This is a genomic window from Shewanella sp. BJSY2023SW005, assembly GCF_047314585.1.
GTDB lineage: Bacteria > Pseudomonadota > Gammaproteobacteria > Enterobacterales > Shewanellaceae > Shewanella > Shewanella algae.
In genome coordinates this window covers 75,651-92,094 of record NZ_JBKORJ010000052.1, presented here as the reverse complement: position 1 = coordinate 92,094, position 16,444 = coordinate 75,651, and the positions used below count along the sequence as shown (strand labels likewise).

At 54.4% G+C, this 16,444-nt stretch carries 14 protein-coding genes; 7 read left to right on the top strand and 7 right to left on the bottom strand.

The genetic code is table 11. The features are described 5' to 3' along the window. Window position 1: 1 nt before the first annotated feature. The 3 genes from ACMHXI_RS15600 to ACMHXI_RS15590 form a co-directional block, all read right to left on the bottom strand. Entirely contained in the window at window positions 2-448 is a 447-nt protein-coding gene (locus tag ACMHXI_RS15600; RefSeq protein WP_028779430.1) for a hypothetical protein, read from the bottom strand. Window positions 449-883: 435 nt separating this feature from the next. After that, entirely contained in the window at window positions 884-1,411 is a 528-nt protein-coding gene (gene ppa, locus ACMHXI_RS15595; RefSeq protein WP_025008962.1) for an inorganic diphosphatase, read from the bottom strand. Window positions 1,412-1,618: 207 nt separating this feature from the next. Next, window positions 1,619-2,608, bottom strand: a complete 990-nt coding sequence (locus ACMHXI_RS15590) for a class 1 fructose-bisphosphatase (RefSeq protein WP_219161241.1) — start codon at window positions 2,606-2,608, stop codon at window positions 1,619-1,621. A gap of 183 nt (window positions 2,609-2,791) precedes the next feature. On the opposite strand from ACMHXI_RS15590, the gene ACMHXI_RS15585 reads away from it, so the two are divergent. Next, window positions 2,792-5,029, top strand: coding sequence for a S9 family peptidase (locus ACMHXI_RS15585; RefSeq protein ID WP_190533202.1), 2,238 nt, complete (start codon window positions 2,792-2,794; stop codon window positions 5,027-5,029). Between the two features lie 59 nt (window positions 5,030-5,088). On the opposite strand, the gene ACMHXI_RS15580 is transcribed toward ACMHXI_RS15585, so the two are convergent. Next, window positions 5,089-6,285 (bottom strand): cation:proton antiporter, encoded by a 1,197-nt coding sequence (locus ACMHXI_RS15580; RefSeq protein ID WP_144191231.1) that lies wholly within the window; start codon window positions 6,283-6,285, stop codon window positions 5,089-5,091. A 108-nt stretch (window positions 6,286-6,393) separates the two neighbouring features. On the opposite strand from ACMHXI_RS15580, the gene ACMHXI_RS15575 reads away from it, so the two are divergent. Continuing rightward, window positions 6,394-7,263, top strand: coding sequence for a universal stress protein (locus ACMHXI_RS15575; protein WP_413735419.1), 870 nt, complete (start codon window positions 6,394-6,396; stop codon window positions 7,261-7,263). A 12-nt stretch (window positions 7,264-7,275) separates the two neighbouring features. Here the strand turns inward: ACMHXI_RS15575 and ACMHXI_RS15570 are convergent, their stop codons facing one another. Further along, window positions 7,276-8,157, bottom strand: coding sequence for a LysR family transcriptional regulator (locus ACMHXI_RS15570; protein WP_107005056.1), 882 nt, complete (start codon window positions 8,155-8,157; stop codon window positions 7,276-7,278). A 95-nt stretch (window positions 8,158-8,252) separates the two neighbouring features. Between ACMHXI_RS15570 and ACMHXI_RS15565 the strand changes: the two genes are divergently transcribed. Together ACMHXI_RS15565 and ACMHXI_RS15560 are read left to right on the top strand one after the other, a co-directional pair. Beyond that, window positions 8,253-8,393, top strand: a complete 141-nt coding sequence (locus ACMHXI_RS15565; RefSeq protein WP_156018842.1) for a hypothetical protein — start codon at window positions 8,253-8,255, stop codon at window positions 8,391-8,393. 110 nt (window positions 8,394-8,503) lie between these two features. Next, window positions 8,504-9,526 carry a GGDEF domain-containing protein gene (locus ACMHXI_RS15560; RefSeq protein WP_413735416.1) on the top strand — a complete coding sequence of 341 codons (1,023 nt, stop codon included), beginning with the start codon at window positions 8,504-8,506 and terminating at the stop codon, window positions 9,524-9,526. Between the two features lie 15 nt (window positions 9,527-9,541). Here ACMHXI_RS15560 and ACMHXI_RS15555 read toward each other — a convergent pair whose 3' ends face one another. Next, entirely contained in the window at window positions 9,542-9,802 is a 261-nt protein-coding gene (locus ACMHXI_RS15555; RefSeq protein ID WP_025008966.1) for a DUF5062 family protein, read from the bottom strand. 338 nt (window positions 9,803-10,140) lie between these two features. Between ACMHXI_RS15555 and acnA the strand changes: the two genes are divergently transcribed. Together acnA and ACMHXI_RS15545 are read left to right on the top strand one after the other, a co-directional pair. After that, window positions 10,141-12,813: an aconitate hydratase AcnA gene (gene acnA / locus ACMHXI_RS15550; RefSeq protein WP_109247832.1), complete on the top strand. Its 2,673-nt coding sequence runs from the start codon at window positions 10,141-10,143 to the stop codon at window positions 12,811-12,813. 120 nt (window positions 12,814-12,933) lie between these two features. Further along, a complete protein-coding gene (locus ACMHXI_RS15545; protein WP_025889971.1) occupies window positions 12,934-13,407 on the top strand; it encodes a hypothetical protein in 474 nt (157 codons plus the stop codon). A gap of 63 nt (window positions 13,408-13,470) precedes the next feature. On the opposite strand, the gene ACMHXI_RS15540 is transcribed toward ACMHXI_RS15545, so the two are convergent. Next, window positions 13,471-14,403, bottom strand: coding sequence for a LysR family transcriptional regulator (locus tag ACMHXI_RS15540; RefSeq protein WP_219017903.1), 933 nt, complete (start codon window positions 14,401-14,403; stop codon window positions 13,471-13,473). Between the two features lie 96 nt (window positions 14,404-14,499). Here ACMHXI_RS15540 and ACMHXI_RS15535 point away from each other — a divergent pair, with 96 nt between their 5' ends. Then, complete coding sequence (locus ACMHXI_RS15535) at window positions 14,500-15,492, top strand: aldo/keto reductase (protein ID WP_025889972.1); 993 nt, start codon at window positions 14,500-14,502, stop codon at window positions 15,490-15,492. Window positions 15,493-16,444: the final 952 nt, after the last annotated feature.

The following is a 16,444-nucleotide window of genomic DNA, read 5'->3' as shown; positions in this document are numbered from 1 at the left end:
TTTATGGCTGACAGTTGGATTTGAGCTGTGCCAGACTGGTTTGGAAATCACTCATCTGGATAGCCGATGAGAAAGAGCCACCGGAGCGAAACGAGATAACTTCAAGCGAAATTGGCTCACTGTGGAGCGAGGTCAGTTCGGCCCAGAGATCTTCATCGGCGCGGGCCTGGGTGGTGAGTGTCGTCAACGAGCTCACGCTGGCCAGTTGCAGGATCTCACCATCGGCGGTTCTTAACACCAAGACACTGGGATCCTGACTATAGGCATAAGACTGAGGCACCCTCACTATCAATCTCGGCTGGGGTTGTTGCACTGAGCACTGTATCTGCAGTTGAGTCGCATCCTGATGGAAGGATATCTGGTGGAAATGTTCTACATCACCTCGGCAATGAAATGCCATCAAAGCCAACGCGCTTAGCAGAGGTGCAGACAGCAGCAACTTATTCATAGTGTCTCTTGGAAAGGTTAACTAACGGCGTCAAATTAAGTACTTTTGTCAAAAGCTTGGCGATTTTATAGCAGAGGTTGTTTTTTGGGTAATTATTATTGTTTCGTTTGCTGGTAACTTCTCATTTGTATGACTTTAGGTTTACATGCCGTACTGTATATGGCTTTTGTCTATTTATCCTGTTTGAAACTCATTGCCTGTAGTCTGGAAGTTTGGCCCTGAGAGACGGTTTTCACTAATGGCTATCAATTGGATCAAAGCTGGATGGAATAGGGCTGATGACTCGGGAGCAGCGAGCCTTGATAGGCGGGGTATTCTTCCTGGTAACCAACTTAAACCTATGCACTTAAACCCATGCACTTGAAGCTGTGAAATGCCAATAAAAAAGCCAGCAGTTGGCTGGCTTTTATGCTTATCCTCGGGTTACAGGGCCACTTAGCCTTTGTAACGCTCGGCGCTTGACAGGATTTCGGCGCGGGCGGCTTCGGCATCTTCCCAGCCATCAACTTTAACCCACTTGCCGGATTCCAGATCCTTGTAGTGTTCGAAAAACTGTTTGATCTGGGCTTTCAGCAGCTCAGGCAGATCGTTCACATCCTGGATATGACCGTATTCTTTGGAGATCTTCTCGTGTGGTACGGCAACAATCTTGGCATCTTCACCTGACTCGTCGGTCATTTTCAGTACGCCAACTGGACGACAACGGATAACGCTGCCTGGCTGCAGTGGGTACTGAGTAGGAACCAGTACGTCTACCGGATCACCATCCAGGCTCAGAGTTTGGTTCACATAGCCGTAGTTGCAAGGATAAAACATAGGCGCAGTCATCATGCGATCCACAAACAAGGCACCTGTGTCCTTGTCCACTTCATACTTGATAGGGTCGTGGTTTTGTGGGATTTCGATGATCACGTAGATGTCATCTGGCAGGGATTTGCCCGCAGGCACTGCATTTAAGCTCATGGAAGTATCCTTAGACTGTGTATAAATCTATTTCAGGTCCGGCCTGAAGTTCAGTGTGGCGCGTATTATAGCGCGATTTGACGGCTTGCCAATGAAAGGCCGCGGTCTTAAGACTAATTGCCAACAGTTCATCTAAGGCTATCTGTCTTAGGCCCTGGCCCATACCGCCAATTCAAGGCTGCCGACCACGGCAGCCCCAAGCGGCGTTTAGAGTTCAGGCTCGCCGCTGTAATCCTGCTGATGGTACTCGAGGCAGGCATCGACTTCATTGGCCGAACCCAGGATGACAGCTACCCGCTGGTGAATTTGCTCCGGTTGGATGTCGAGAATGCGCTGATAACCTGTGCTGGCCTTGCCGCCGGCCTGTTCAACCAGCAGTGCCATAGGGTTGGCTTCGTACATCAGTCTCAGCTTGTAGGGCTTATTCGGGTTCTTGTTGTCAGTTGGGTAGGTAAAGATGCCGCCGCGGCTCAATACTCTGTGCACATCGCCCACCATGGCGGCAATCCAGCGCATATTGAACGACTTCTCTCTCGGGCCTATTTTACCGAGCAGCAGATCGGCGATATAGGTCTGCATCGGTGCTTCCCAGAATCTCTGGTTGGACATATTGATGGCGAACTCGGCGGTGTCTTTGGGAATGTTCACTGCTTCATTGGTCAACAGATACTCGCCGCTGTCCGGGTTCAGGGTAAAGAGTTGTACCCCTTGGCCTGTGGTCAGGGCCAGCATGGTCGATGGGCCATAGAGCACATAGGCAGCCGCCAGTTGCTCGCTGCCTTTTTGCAGGAAACTCTGCTCGCTGATCTCCCCCTCGGGTGCCGGCAGTACAGAAAAAATGGTGCCCACCAGTGAGTTGATGTCTATGTTGGAAGAGCCATCCAGTGGGTCGAAACACACCAGAAATTCACCGCTGTCACCGACTTCAACAATATGATCTTCCTCTTCCGATGCCAGGGCGCGCACTGTGCTTTCGGCCTTGAGGGCATCTTTGAGCATTTCGTTGGTGATCACATCCAGTTTCTTTTGGGTTTCACCCTGAACGTTTTCCTGGGTGGTGGCGCCCAGTACACCGGCCAGTGCACCGTGTCTTACCGCCTGACTGATGGCGACTGAGCTTTGGGCCAGAGTGAGGAGCAATTGGGACAAGGCTGGGCTGACAGCCTGCTGTTTGAGGGTTTGGGCCAGAGTCTGCATCTTGTTTCCTTAAAAGAGGTCTGAGCTTTTTCTGGGACAGGATCATAACCGAGAACCGGCGATATTTCAGCGGCCAATTGCACGGGTTTGCCGATCCCTTGTCAATTGGGGCAGAATGAGGGCTGTTTTTTGGGCTGTGGCCGGATGCCAAAGCCCCTGTATCCTACAATTCCGGAAATAATAATGAAAAAAACTTGGATGGCTTCGGCGCTTATGGCAATACCTTTGACACTGGCCTCCGGCCAGTCTTTCGCTCTGGAGGGTGGCAAAACCCCTTTGACGGTTGAGCGTCTCTATTCTTCACCGGCACTGGCCGGTGCCAGTCCCCGAGGGCTGAAACTGTCTCCCGACGGCAAGCGGGTTACTTACCTGGCGGGCCGTAAAGACAATCAGTATTTCTACGATCTTTGGCAGATGGATGTCGCCACCGGCCAGGTCAGTTTGCTGCTGGACGCCTCCAGGCTCGAAGCCGGTGAACTTTCCGATGAAGAGAAGGCCCGCCGCGAGCGGCAGCGAGTGTATGGCCAGGGGATCATGGAATACTTCTGGGCCGACGACAGTCAGGCACTGCTGATCCCGGCGGCCGGCAAGCTCTACTACTTCAGCCTGGCCGATGCCAAGGTGACTCTGCTGCCGACAGGGGATGCCTTTGCTACAGATGCCAAACTGTCGCCTAAGGGCAATTTTGTCTCCTTTGTAGCCGAACAAAACCTCTATGTTCTCAAGCTGAAAGACCATAAGCTCACTGCGCTGACCCAGGATGGTGGCGGGGCCATCAAGAACGCCATGGCCGAGTTTGTGGCTCAGGAAGAGATGGACCGTATGACAGGTTACTGGTGGGCACCGGATGAATCGGCCATCGCCTATACCCGCATCGATGAGTCGGGCGTGGAGCTGGTGACCCGCAATGAGATCTATGCCGATGGCATCAAGCTGACCGAGCAGCGTTATCCCTATGCCGGCAAGCCCAATGTCGAGATTGCCCTGGGGGTAGTATCGCTGGCGTCCGGGAAGACCCAATGGATGGATCTCGGCAGTGAGAAAGATATCTATCTGCCGCGGGTGAAATGGCTGCCGGACAGCAAGCACTTGTCGTTCCAGTGGCAGAATCGCAGTCAGCAGCAGTTGGATCTGCGCCAGGTAGACAGCCGCGAGGGCAAAGGCGCCGTGACTCTGGTTTCCGAGCGCAGCGATGCCTGGGTTAACCTCAACCACGACCTCTATTTTCTCAAGCAGCAGCCCGGCTTTATCTGGGCATCCGAGCGTGATGGCTTCAACCATATCTACCTGTTTGATGACAAGGGTAAGGTCAAACGGCAACTGACTCAGGGGAAATGGGCGGTCGATGAGATAGAACACCTAGATGAAAAGCAGGGCTGGGTTTATTTCAGTGGCCGTAAAGACAGTGTGGTCGAGCGCCATCTGTATCGGGTCAGCCTCAATGGCGGTGAGATAGAGCGGATCAGCCGGCGTGGCGGCATGCATAACGCCGTGTTTGCCGACAAGGAATCTGTTTACCTCGACTACTTTAACAGCCTGTCGCAGCCTCCCCAGGTGAGTCTGCACAACCAAAGCGGTGAGCATCTGGCTTGGGTGGAAGAGAACGCCGTCAAGGCCGGACACCCTCTGTATGACTATGCCGGGCTGTGGCAGTTGCCCGAGTTTGGCACCCTCAAGGCCAAAGATGGCAAGGTGCTGCAATACCGCCTGTTCAAGCCGGTGAATTTCGATAGTCAGGCCAAATACCCCGTGGTGGTGCGGGTATACGGTGGGCCTCACGCCCAGTTGGTGGTCAATAGCTGGAGTGAGCAGGATTACTACACCCAATATCTGTTGCAGCAGGGCTTTGCCGTGTTCCAGCTGGATAACCGGGGCTCGGCGCATAGAGGCACGGCCTTCGAGCAGGTAATCTACCGCCATCTTGGTGAAGCCGAAGTGGAAGATCAGAAGACAGGTGTCGATTTCCTGCGCACCCTTCCCTGGGTCAAGGCCGACAGCATTGCCATCTATGGCCACAGCTATGGCGGCTATATGGCGCTGATGAGCCTGTTCAAGGCGCCCGACTACTTCAAGGCGGCCATCAGTGGCGCCCCTGTAACCGACTGGGCCCTGTACGACACCCACTACACCGAACGCTACCTCGGCCATCCTGACGACAACGCCAAGGGCTACGAGGCCAGCAGTGTCTTCCCCTATGTGAGCAAGTATCGTTCAGGCTTGCTGATGTATCACGGCATGGCCGATGACAATGTATTGTTCGAGAATAGCACCCGGGTATACAAGGCGCTGCAGGATGAAGGCAAGTTGTTCCGCATGATAGATTACCCCGGCTCCAAGCACTCGATGCGGGGGGATAAGGTGCGCACCCATCTGTACCGTTCGCTGACCGACTTCCTCGAGACAGAGTTGAAAGGTAACTGAGCCGGTAAGCTGAAGTTATCTGGAAGCATAAAATGCCGCGCCTCATATGGCGCGGCTTTTTATGCTTCGCCCTCCTTGGGCAACAGGCGTCTGAGCAGCAAGGGGCCGAGCAGGGTGGTGATGGCTATTACCAACACCAATTCGGTAAATACCTTGGCCGGAATGATATCCAACTGCCGCCCCACTTCTGCAAAGACCAAACCGACTTCACCTCTGGGCACCATGGCACTGCCGACTATCAGCTTTTGCCGCCAAGTGCCGCTAACCACCAAACCGGCCGCCAGCTTGCCGATAAATGCCAGCAGTATCATCGCCAGCAAGAGTAACAGGCTGTAGGGGCTGAGGTTCAACTGGCTCAAGTCGAGGCTTATCCCCACATAGACAAAGAACACAGGCGCGAACACATCGGTCAGCGGTTGCATCGATTTTTCCAGCTTGTGGGTAAAGGGAAAGGGGTTTTGCAGATACTTCTGCCAGGGCCAGATAAACTGCCTTGATAGCGCCAAACCGGCGGCAAAACCGCCGAGCAGTGCCGGAGCGCCGAAAAGGTGTGCCAGCCAGGCAAACAGGCAGATCAGTGTCAGCATAACCACGGCTTCATAGCCGGGTGTCTGGGACTGGTAGCTGAATACCCGCAGCAGATAGACCAGTATTCTGCCAAGAGGCGGCGCCAGCAGCAGAAACAGCAGCAGTAAGCCACAGAGTTTGATAATTGCCAGCGGTGCCAACTGGCCTTCGCTGGCAAAGTTGAACAGCAAACTGAGCAGTATTACCCCGGCAATATCGTCGAATACCGCCGCTCCCAGAATCAAATGACCGGCACTGGATTGTTGCTGACCACTGTCGCTTAGCACCCTGAGGGAGATGCCTATGCTGGTAGCCGTCAGGGTACAGCCGTAGAAGAGGGCGGCAAACAGCGACAGCTCCAGCCAGTAAAAGGCGGCCAGGCCGGTGAGCAGCAGCGGCACCACTATGCCGATAATGGCCACTGCTGCCACCTGGCGCCCGGCGCTGTAGAGGCGTTTTATCGAGGTTTCGGCGCCGATGGAAAACAGCAACAGTATCACCCCGAGTTCAGCGATATTAGCCAGCACCTGGGTCGGTTCGAGCCAGCCCAGCACTGAAGGGCCCAGCAACAAGCCTGCACCTATTTCCCCCACCACCGGCGGCCAACCGATACGGTTACAGCACTCTCCCAGCACCCGGGAGAACAGCAAGATCAGGAACAAGGCGATCAACAGGCTATCTATCGACATTGAGTATCCCCCATAGGTGCAATTGTTGATCGGGATCAGTATGGTTTATTCTGCATCAGATTAGAGTCTAAAAAATAGCCGATTACCAGAAAAATCCGGAGAAAACAAATGGGTAAGCTTTTTATCATCGAACAACATGAAGAGGCTAACACTGATGCGATTGCCAAGGGACTGGAAGTAGCGGAACTACTTGGTAAGCAACCACAGGTATTTGCTTATTGCTACGAATATTTTTCCGGTGATGATTATTATAGCCCACGGCTTGCCGGGGCCGCCCAGCAGCGGCTGATGAAGGAGAAGCAAGCCGAGGTGTCGGCTCATCTCAAGGAGTTGGATGCCGAAGATGTACCGCTGCATATCATCTGGAGCAAGTATCTCTACGAGCATGTCAGCAACCATGCCGGCCGCTATGGTTTTGATATGGTGGTCAAAACAGTTCACCAGAGCGAGCACTTTCTGCCGACCGACTGGCATCTTATTCGCAGTACCAAGGTGCCCTTGATGCTGCTCAGCGACAATCCGATCAAGAAGGCGTCAAGTATTCTGATGGCGGTGGATCTCGATGCCAGAAGCCAGCAAAAACAGCGCCTCAACCAACTGGTGTTGCAACATGGCCGCCAGTTGGCCGAGGCCAGCGGTGCCAAGTTGCATCTGGCACATATCATCCGGGTACCCAAGGTGATCCGCGATCTCGAGGTGCTCAACCTGCATGAAATGGTCAAGTCGGCCTGGCGTAAGCATCAGGCCATGCTGGACCAGACCGGGCTCCCCAAAGAACAGATCCATATCATTGCCGGCGATCCGGTTCTTTGTCTGTATCAGTTGTCCTGCAGGCTCAAGAGCGACTATCTGGTGATAGGTGCTCGTCAGCGCCAGGGCTTGATGGGACGGGTGATAGGCAATACCGCCGAGCAGATCTTGCGGCGCGTGCGCAGCAATGTGCTGGTGATCCCAACCGATGAGGAACAGACAAGCTGATAGCTTGCCTGCTCACAAGCCCTTTTGGCTGAGGGCAACCAAGGCCTCGGCGGCCGGGGTCAAGGGTAGGTTGTTACGCCAAATCAGCCCCAACTGCCAGGTGATTTCTCTCGCCATGGGCCGATAGCTGAGGGTTTGCTCGCCGAGCTTGTCGCAGATGGGCTCCGGCAGCAGCGCCAGCCCCATTCCGGCCTGTACCATTGCGCCGAGAAAGTCCCATTGACCACTGCGAAAAGCGATATTCAACGTGACCCCGGCCTCGCGGCTCAGGCGGGTCAATAATTTTGCCAGTGAAAAGTCCTCGTTGTAGAGAATGAAAGGATACTCGGCCAGATCCCGCCATTCTATCGCCTGCTTGCTGGTCAGTGGGTGACCTACCGGCAGGCAGACCTTCAGCGGATAACCCTGCAGCGGCGATGAAGATAGCTGCTCTCCATGGGTGGCCGGCAGCGCCGTGAAGGCGATGTCCAGAGTGTCGGCCAGCAGTGCCTGCTCGCAACCAAAACCACCGTATTCATGCATCTGCAACTCGACCGCCGGATAGGTGCGGCGAAACTCGGTCAACAGATCTATGGTCAGACTGCTCATCATGGGGCAGACCCCGAGGCGCAGGTGGCCGGATTTGAGGCCACTCAAGTTACTCAAGTCCTGCTCCATTCTGTGCCATTGACCTATTATCTGGCAGGCGCTGGCATGGAATATCTCTCCGGCCTGAGTGAGCTCTACCTTCTGATTGCTGCGGATCAAGAGCTGTTGATCCAGGGATTCCTCCAGACGTTGGATCATCTTGCTCAATGTCGGCTGAGTCAGGTACAGCTGCTCGGCGGCGCGGGTAAAGTTGCCGGTTTCCACCAGGGTCAGAAAGCAGTGTAAGGTCTTGATAGGTACGTTCATGCTTATTTGGAATTCTCGCTATGGAATTAATTCATTTTACTAATAGTCATGGCGGCGTTAATTTGATCAGCGTCCCAAGTAAAGAGGAAAAATCGATGAAAGCCTATCAAGGTTTGTGGGTCAGCTCTCTGTGGCAAACCGCCACTGAAACTCAGGAACATAAGGCCAAGCCTGCCAAAGCCAAGTCCCAGAGTTTTTGGAAGCTGATGTTCCACAAAAAAGCCAAAGCAGTCTAAAGTTACCCGGCCCGTGCCGGGTTTCTTTTATCCCGCCAATACCTCTTCCTTTGTTTTGCCCTGTTGGCCCTTTGGGTTAGTATTTGCCTGATTAATTCAAGGGGAAGCTTGTGGATCTCAGCCAGATATGGACGGACGAATCCGAGTACCGTCGGGTTGCGCTCAAAGTCAGTGCATGGACTATTTTTTGCCTCGGGGTGCTGTTCAGTGGCTTTAACTGGTATATGGGGTTGCCATTACTGTCTTTGATGGAACTGGCCATGGCCGGTTTCTGTCTGTTGTTGCTCTACCGTTTGCCCACAACCTCCAGGCTGAAAGAGTGGTCGTTATGCTTTCTGTCTTTGCTCTTTTTCATCGTGCTGCTGGGAATTTGGCAGGCGCGCTTGAGCTCAATTCTCTATAGCTGGTTATTTATCTTTCCGCTGCTTTCTTACCTGCTGCTGGGTAAACGTTGGGGCGTGGGTTTCAACGCGGTATTTATCTTTGGCGGTATGAGTTTATTGCTGCTGCGGCTGGTTATGCTGGAGTCGGAGCTGCATTTTTCCCTATTCATCAATGTGGGTCTGTGTCTGTCTACTTTGTGGATCATGAGTCATGTGTTTGAGAGCAAGCGGGCCGAAATGGTTGAACGTTTGCAACTGATGGCGGCGCTGGATCCACTGACCTCTGTCTACAACCGCTTGCATCTGGAACCGGTATTCAATCTACTGCAGCAACAGATAACAGGGCGTTTGGCACTCTTGCTGGTGGATGTCGATCATTTCAAGCAGATTAACGACAATTTGGGCCACGATGCCGGCGACAGGGTGTTGCAGCAGTTGGCGCGGCTACTGCAGGAGTTTGTGCCATCCCCTGAGCATGTTTTTCGCGTCGGCGGTGAAGAGTTTTGTCTCTTGCTGCCGGTGGCGGACATGGCCGAGGCGCAGAGGCTGGCAGAGTCTGTCAGAGCGGCGGCTGAGTCTCTGCCCCTGGACTTGGCCACAGCACAGGGCCTAAGCGTCAGTATTGGCATAGCCTTGTCACCAGAGCCGAGCTCCAGGCTAAAGCCTGAGCTGCGCCAGCTGTATCGTCAGGCCGATGAGCGCCTGTATCAGGCCAAGCTCAATGGCCGTAACCGAATCGAACCGCCGTAGTCCTGAGTGCTGCGGCTACTGTAGCAGTGGATGCTCCTTGGGCAACTTGCCGCTGATCCACATTACCAACCTATGTTTCATATTGGGGCCATCTTCCTTGTCCGATGGCAATGGCCCTATCAGTTTATCCTGCACCAAGAGACGATAGACGCACTCGACTTTCTCTTTCTCCGGCACCTTGTCCCCAAGCGGGGCAAAGCCACGCTTGAGCGAGTATCCCAAACCTATCTCCAACGCCAGTTTCAACAGAGCCGCTTCATTCTTGTGTTTCTTCATCTGTATCGCTCCCAGCTTGTGCCTGCTCCTAAGCTAACGCAAAGTGACTGAGATTACACTTAAAAATCCTTCGACAGCCTCAGGTACCCTTGTACCTTATTTGAGCATACTTTAAGCTGGTCGCTGGAACGACAAGGATTAATACCATTCCCGATCGAAGGTGGATTTTCCAACAAGCTTCCCTGAGGCGTGTTGAAAAGGTGCTTGTACGGCGCAGGCCAATGTCGATTTATCCCGATGAACTTTCCATTGTCCTACTTGCCTCCATACCTTTTCATTCTCGCTCGGTGAGCCAGCTTCTGCACGGAATGGCGTACCTCAACGTAGGGAGAAAAGTGATGTCCAAAGTCAAATATCAAGCCAAGGCGCAACGCACCTTGACCGTCAAAAACACCTCATTCCAATACTACAGTCTCAATGAAGGGCCCTTGGCGGAAATTGCCGAGGTTGCCGCATTACCCAAGAGTTGCAAGGTGCTGCTGGAAAACATTCTGCGGCATCTGGATACCGACCATTGTGATATCGACGATCTGCAGGCGCTGGCCAAGGGCCGCGGCCGCGGCAGCCAGCAGGAGATCGCCTATCATCCGGCGCGGGTATTAATGCAGGACTTTACCGGCGTCCCGGCGATAGTCGACCTGGCCGCTATGCGGGCGGCGCTGGTGGCAAAAGGGCGCAGTCCGCAAAAAATCAATCCACTGTCCAAGGTGGATCTGGTGATTGACCACTCGGTCAGCATCGACAAGTTCGCCAATCCGGATGCCTATCGGGACAATGTGGCGATTGAGATGCAGCGCAACTTCGAGCGTTATCAATTTCTCAAGTGGGGCCAGGGCGCCTTCGATAACTTCTCCGTGGTGCCTCCGGGCACCGGCATTTGCCATCAGGTAAACCTCGAGTATCTGGCCAAAGGTGTCTGGCAGGGGCTTGGCGAAGAAGGAGCCACTTGGGTCTATCCAGATACACTGGTGGGCACTGACAGCCATACTACTATGATCAACGCCCTGGGGGTACTTGGCTGGGGTGTCGGGGGTATCGAAGCCGAAGCGGCCATGTTGGGGCAACCCATCTCAATGCAGATCCCGGATGTGGTGGGGTTCGAGCTCAAGGGGCGACTCAGTGAGGGCATTACTGCCACTGACCTGGTGCTCAGAGTTGTGGAGATGCTGCGCCGCCAGGGGGTAGTGGGTAAATTTGTCGAATTCTATGGTGATGGCCTGGATCAGTTGCCGCTGGCCGACCGAGCCACCATTGCCAATATGGCACCGGAATATGGTGCAACCTGTGGCTTCTTCCCGGTGGATGCGCAGACACTGGAGTATCTGCGCCTCAGTGGCCGAGATGAACAGACGGTTGCCTTAGTGGAGGCTTACACCAAGGCCCAAGGGCTGTGGCGAGAGACTGGCGATAGCGCCCCCGAGTTTGCCGATACCCTGAGCCTGGATCTTGCCAGTGTTGAACCCAGCCTGGCCGGGCCCAAGCGGCCCCAGGACAGAGTCGCCGTCAGTCAGCTCAAACAGGCGGCCGAAGATGCCATTCGTCTCTCGGGGCGCAGCGAGCTTGAGCAGGCGTTTGTACTCGAAGGCAGCGAGCTTGCCATGCACCATGGCGATTTGGTGATTGCCGCCATTACCAGTTGTACCAATACTTCCAATCCGGCGGTGATGCTGGCAGCCGGGTTGCTGGCACAAAAGGCGGTGGAACTGGGATTGGAGCGTAAGCCCTGGGTCAAGACTTCGTTGGCTCCAGGCTCCAAGGTGGTGACCCAGTATCTGCAACAGGCCGGACTGCAAACGGCACTCGATAGCCTGGGCTTTAACCTGGTAGGTTATGGTTGCACTACCTGTATAGGTAACTCGGGCCCCTTGCCGGATGCGGTCACCAAGGCGGTCAGCGAACAGAAAATCCATGTGGGTTCAGTGCTTTCCGGTAACCGTAACTTCGAAGGGCGGATCCACCCCTTGGTTGAGTCCAACTGGCTTTGCTCGCCTCCTCTGGTGGTTGCCTATGCGTTGGCGGGAACCAGCCGTATCGATCTCAGTCGCGATCCCATAGGCCAAGGCCGCGATGGTAAAGCGGTTTTCCTTAAGGACATTTGGCCCAGCAATGCCGAGATAGCCGCTGTAATGGGCAAGGTGAGTCGCAGCCTGTTCCAGCAGCAGTATGCCGATGTGTTTCATGGCGATGATGCCTGGCGCGCCATCGACTCGGGCTCGGGCAAAACCTATGCCTTCGATCCCGCCTCCACCTATATTCAGTTACCGCCCTTCTTCGAAGCCGAATACGGCGGTAATGCGGATGACATTAAGGGGGCCGCGATTCTGGCGCTACTGGGAGACTCTGTCACCACAGATCATATCTCCCCGGCCGGGGTGATCCCCAAAAACAGTCCGGCAGCCGATTACCTGCGCGGTCATGGTGTAGCTGACAAGGACTTCAACTCCTACGGTTCACGCCGCGGGAATCACGAGGTGATGATGCGCGGTACCTTCGGTAATATCCGTATCCGCAATGAGATGGTGCCCAGGCATGAAGGTGGTGTTACCCGGATGCAGGGCGAATCTGAGGTGCGCTTTATCTATGACGCTGCCATGGCCTATCGCGCCAGAAAGCAGGCGAGTGTGGTTATTGCCGGTAAAGAATATGGTACAGGTTCCAGCCGTGACTGGGCCGCCAAGGGTACGCTGCTGCTCGGGGTCAAGGCGGTCATAGTGGAGAGCTTTGAGCGTATTCACCGCTCCAACTTGGTGGGTATGGGCGTGCTGCCATTGCAGTTTCTGCCTGGAGAAACCCGTCAGACTCTGGGCCTGACTGGTGATGAGACAGTGGATATTCTCGGCTTGGATGGCGAGCTTAAGCCAAACCAGAAGCTGCAGGCGCAGATCCATTATCCCAATGGAGAGTCCAAAACCATAGTGCTGCTCAGCCGCCTGGATACCGGCATGGAGGTTGCCTACTACCGTGCCGGCGGTGTGCTGACCTATGTGCTGGAGCGTTTGGCCGCCGAATAGCCCAGCTGCTTCAGGCAAAAACCGCGCTTTGGGGTGCGGTTTTTTATTGGGAAAAGCCAAGTGGTGCCACAGCGCTCCATGTTTTAAAATGCCGCATAATCTCAAGTGGCAGGAGCGCCCATGTACCAAAACAAACAAGCCGTAGCCCTCGGCAGCCTGGCTCTGATGACAGCCGTTGCCATACTGCTGATCTTACTGGCCTTTTGGGCCTGGCCTAAATACAAGGTCTATAAGCTGGAGCTGGACGGCATCGCCGCTTTGAAGGAAGCAGAGTGGAGCAAGCAGATCCTGATTGAGGAAGCCAAGGCTCGGGAACAGGCGGCCCTGATGCAGGCCAAGGCCAAAGTCACCCTGGCTGAAGCGGAAGGACGTGCAATGATCGCCAGAGCCAAGGCCGAAGGGCAGGCCGATATCGAGCGCGCCAAGGCGGCTGCCGAGGCCAACAAGATCATCGGCGAGTCACTCAAGGGCAATGAAGCCTATCTGCGTTACGTGTGGATCAAGGGGCTGCAGGAAGGCAAGGGCGAGCGCATCTATATTCCAACCGAGGCCGGCTTGCCTTTGCTGGAAGCGGGAAAAGCCCCCGGGAAATAGCCTGTTGCCCGGCAAGCCGGTCGTTACTCGAGTCTGAGTGCGGTTTAGCTGAACTGAGGCAAGTCAGTTGTCCCAGGTTAGCGGTACCGAGTCGGCCTCATGTGGTAACTTGTCGCCGAAGCGTTGCACCAGCCAGTCGATGAACAGCTTCAGTCTGTGGCTGGGGTGGCGTTTGCATGGATAGATAAGCGACAGTGGCATGGCTTGCGGCGGATACTGCTGTAACACTGGCACCAGAGCGCCACTTTGCAAATGTGGCGCTATACCATAAGTGGGCACCTGGATAATACCAAAGCCTGCCAATCCGGCGGCAATATAAGCATCTGTGCCATTGGTTCTTATGCTTTGGGGCAAGGTATATTGATGGTATTTCCCCTCTTGCCTGAACTCCAGCGGCTCGATACGACCACTTGCGGGTAACAGATAGCCCACCATCTTGTGGTTACTGAGTTTCGAAGGCGTTTGCGGAACTCCGAAGCGCGCCAGATAATCCGGGCTTGCCAGCGTGACTATCTCAAAGCTTCCCAAACTTCTGGCGATAAGGTTGCTGTCCTCCAGTGTGCCGGCCCGCAGTGCCAGATCGACCCCTTCACCTATGATATCGATGCGCGGATCCGAAACGCCAAGCTCCAGCTCTATGTCCGGATAACATTGATGAAATTCCGGTAAGGCCGGCAAGATAAGCAATCGGGCGAGTCTGGCGGGCATGTTGATCCTAAGTAGCCCCGCCGGGCAGCTTTCTTTGGCAAATAGGCCCTGAAGATCGTCCCAGTCTGCCAGCAGCGCCGAGGCCTTATCCAACACCTGTTCGCCCTGCTCGGTCAACCTGACCTGTCGTGTGGTGCGTACCAGCAACTGTACCTTGAGTTGCTGCTCCAACCGCTGCACCGCCTGGGTTACGGTCGAGCGTGGTAGATTGAGTAAATTGGCAGCCTTGGTGAAACTTCGAGTCTCGGCGACCCGGCGAAAGATATTCAGGGTTTGCAGTCTATCCATGATTGTTCGTGATTTTGGAATACACTGGCAGTTATAGCGTTATTTATCCCAAAGGTAAAAACAAAGATGCTGTTGGCAGTTCAATGGAGGTAACAGATGAAAACACGAAAACTGGGTAGCAAGGGACCGGAAGTATCGGCGCTGGCGTTGGGATGCATGGGAATGAGCGAGTTTTACGGTCCGGCCAGTGATGCAGAGTCCTTGGCAACTCTGGATCTGGCGCTGGAGCGCGGCGTCAACTTTTGGGATACCGCCGATGTTTACGGACCTTTTCGCAATGAAGAACTGTTGGCACAAGCGCTCAAAGGCCGTAGGCAGCAGATCTTTCTTGCCAGTAAATTTGGCATAGTCAGGGATGAAGCAGATGTGCACAAGCGCGGCGTCAACGGTCGCCCCGAGTATGTCCGCCGCTCTGTGGAAGCCAGCCTCAAGCGTTTGGGGACAGATTATATCGATCTCTATTACCAGCACAGAATGGATCCCGAGGTACCGATAGAGGAAACTGTCGGTGCCATGGCCGAGTTGGTGCAGCAGGGCAAGGTGCGCTATCTGGGTTTGAGTGAAGTGGACAGCGACAGGCTGCGCCGCGCCCACAAGGTGCATCCCATTACAGCGGTGCAGAGCGAATATTCTCTCTGGAGCCGGGATCCTGAAAGCAAGGTATTGCCGCTTTGCCAAGAGCTGGGAATAGGTTTTGTTGCCTACAGCCCTCTGGGGAGAGGTTTTCTCAGCGGTGCTATTCGCAGCATAGACGACTTTGCTGCCGATGATTTCAGGCGCTCTCATCCCAGATTTCAGGGGGAGAACTTTGAACGTAATCTGGCGCTGGTGGATGCCATCAAGGCACTGGCTGAAAGCCGAGGTTGCAGTTCGTCACAGCTGGCGCTGGCATGGCTGCTCAGCCGCAATGAGCATCTGATCCCTCTATTTGGCACCAAACGGCGGCGTTATCTTGAGGATAATATTCAGGCTTGCACTTTGACTCTTGGCCGAGAGGAGTTGGCGGCCATTGAAGAGGCGTTTCCCATCACAGCAGTAGCTGGGAGCCGTTATGGCGCACAGATGATGCCGCTGTTACCCAATGAGTAGTGGTACTGGGGTTGGCTAATCCCCATTACTTGGGGGTGAGCTTTACACAAGTTCAATTGTGCCTAACCCCTAACCCTAACAATAGGCCATTGCAAATACCAAGGAATATGCTTTGGAGTAGTCGCAGGACGTTGATGACAATAGTGTAGCGAGGCATGGATGCCGGGGTTCGAAGGTCGAGCAAGGCGAATGTTACTAAGCAACAAGTCTATGAGTGTGAGCCAAGGTGGCTGTTGTGCATGGAGGCATTTACACCATAACTTTCTGCCGCAGGCACAGTGGCTATCATAACTTTCAGCCAAGAGTGGTTAACCAAATTGTATCTAACTGCCAACTAAGCGGCAGCCAATCACCTGCGGTGCGGATAGGCAGGAAGCCTGAATGCCGTGAAGGATAGGACGTCCGAGAACGGCCTTTCGCACTGGCGATCCTGTGACACGCTGTAAACCCATCCCTGGGCGCTCGACGAAAACATCCCTGTTTTCGACGGTCACAGTTCCGCCTGTGCCTGGATAAAGGTGTACATCTTAAACTGCGAAGTTGTATTGACGGTGATTTAGCCGACGACACCAGAATCCAGGTCCTGATGGATTTGAGGCCCACTCTGGCAGGGATGCCAGAGTGGCGCCATCAGGGATGATTTTATGGCATGCCGAAAAGTCGCCAGGACGAAAGCCCGCGGCAGCTGTGGGGTGAAACTCTATGACTTTCGCCAGTGCCTTGGAGAAAAGTGGTTGTTGCGTCTTGCCGATTAAGCTCTAGGAGCCTGGGGTGGGGTTTGTTAGAGTAAGCGCAGTTTTTGGCGGCGACTGTTGCGGGAAAGTATCCCGATAGCCAACTACCGAGTCAAAGTAATGAGCCAGGCACTGAGCCAAAGCTCTGAGTTAAAGCCTTTAGACCAAGGCTGTAAAACCAAAGCCGTTAAACCAAAGTCGTTAAACCAAAGCCGTTA

Bases quoted from the DNA above. Each gene is read 5' to 3' on its own strand.
- ACMHXI_RS15600 (WP_028779430.1), bottom strand. From the start codon at position 448: ATGAATAAGTTGCTGCTGTCTGCACCTCTGCTAAGCGCGTTGGCTTTG.
- ppa (WP_025008962.1), bottom strand. From the start codon at position 1,411: ATGAGCTTAAATGCAGTGCCTGCGGGCAAATCCCTGCCAGATGACATC.
- ACMHXI_RS15590 (WP_219161241.1), bottom strand. From the start codon at position 2,608: ATGCAGACTCTGGCCCAAACCCTCAAACAGCAGGCTGTCAGCCCAGCC.
- ACMHXI_RS15585 (WP_190533202.1), top strand. From the start codon at position 2,792: ATGAAAAAAACTTGGATGGCTTCGGCGCTTATGGCAATACCTTTGACA.
- ACMHXI_RS15580 (WP_144191231.1), bottom strand. From the start codon at position 6,285: ATGTCGATAGATAGCCTGTTGATCGCCTTGTTCCTGATCTTGCTGTTC.
- ACMHXI_RS15575 (WP_413735419.1), top strand. From the start codon at position 6,394: ATGGGTAAGCTTTTTATCATCGAACAACATGAAGAGGCTAACACTGAT.
- ACMHXI_RS15570 (WP_107005056.1), bottom strand. From the start codon at position 8,157: ATGAACGTACCTATCAAGACCTTACACTGCTTTCTGACCCTGGTGGAA.
- ACMHXI_RS15565 (WP_156018842.1), top strand. From the start codon at position 8,253: ATGAAAGCCTATCAAGGTTTGTGGGTCAGCTCTCTGTGGCAAACCGCC.
- ACMHXI_RS15555 (WP_025008966.1), bottom strand. From the start codon at position 9,802: ATGAAGAAACACAAGAATGAAGCGGCTCTGTTGAAACTGGCGTTGGAG.
- acnA (WP_109247832.1), top strand. From the start codon at position 10,141: ATGTCCAAAGTCAAATATCAAGCCAAGGCGCAACGCACCTTGACCGTC.
- ACMHXI_RS15545 (WP_025889971.1), top strand. From the start codon at position 12,934: ATGTACCAAAACAAACAAGCCGTAGCCCTCGGCAGCCTGGCTCTGATG.
- ACMHXI_RS15540 (WP_219017903.1), bottom strand. From the start codon at position 14,403: ATGGATAGACTGCAAACCCTGAATATCTTTCGCCGGGTCGCCGAGACT.
- ACMHXI_RS15535 (WP_025889972.1), top strand. From the start codon at position 14,500: ATGAAAACACGAAAACTGGGTAGCAAGGGACCGGAAGTATCGGCGCTG.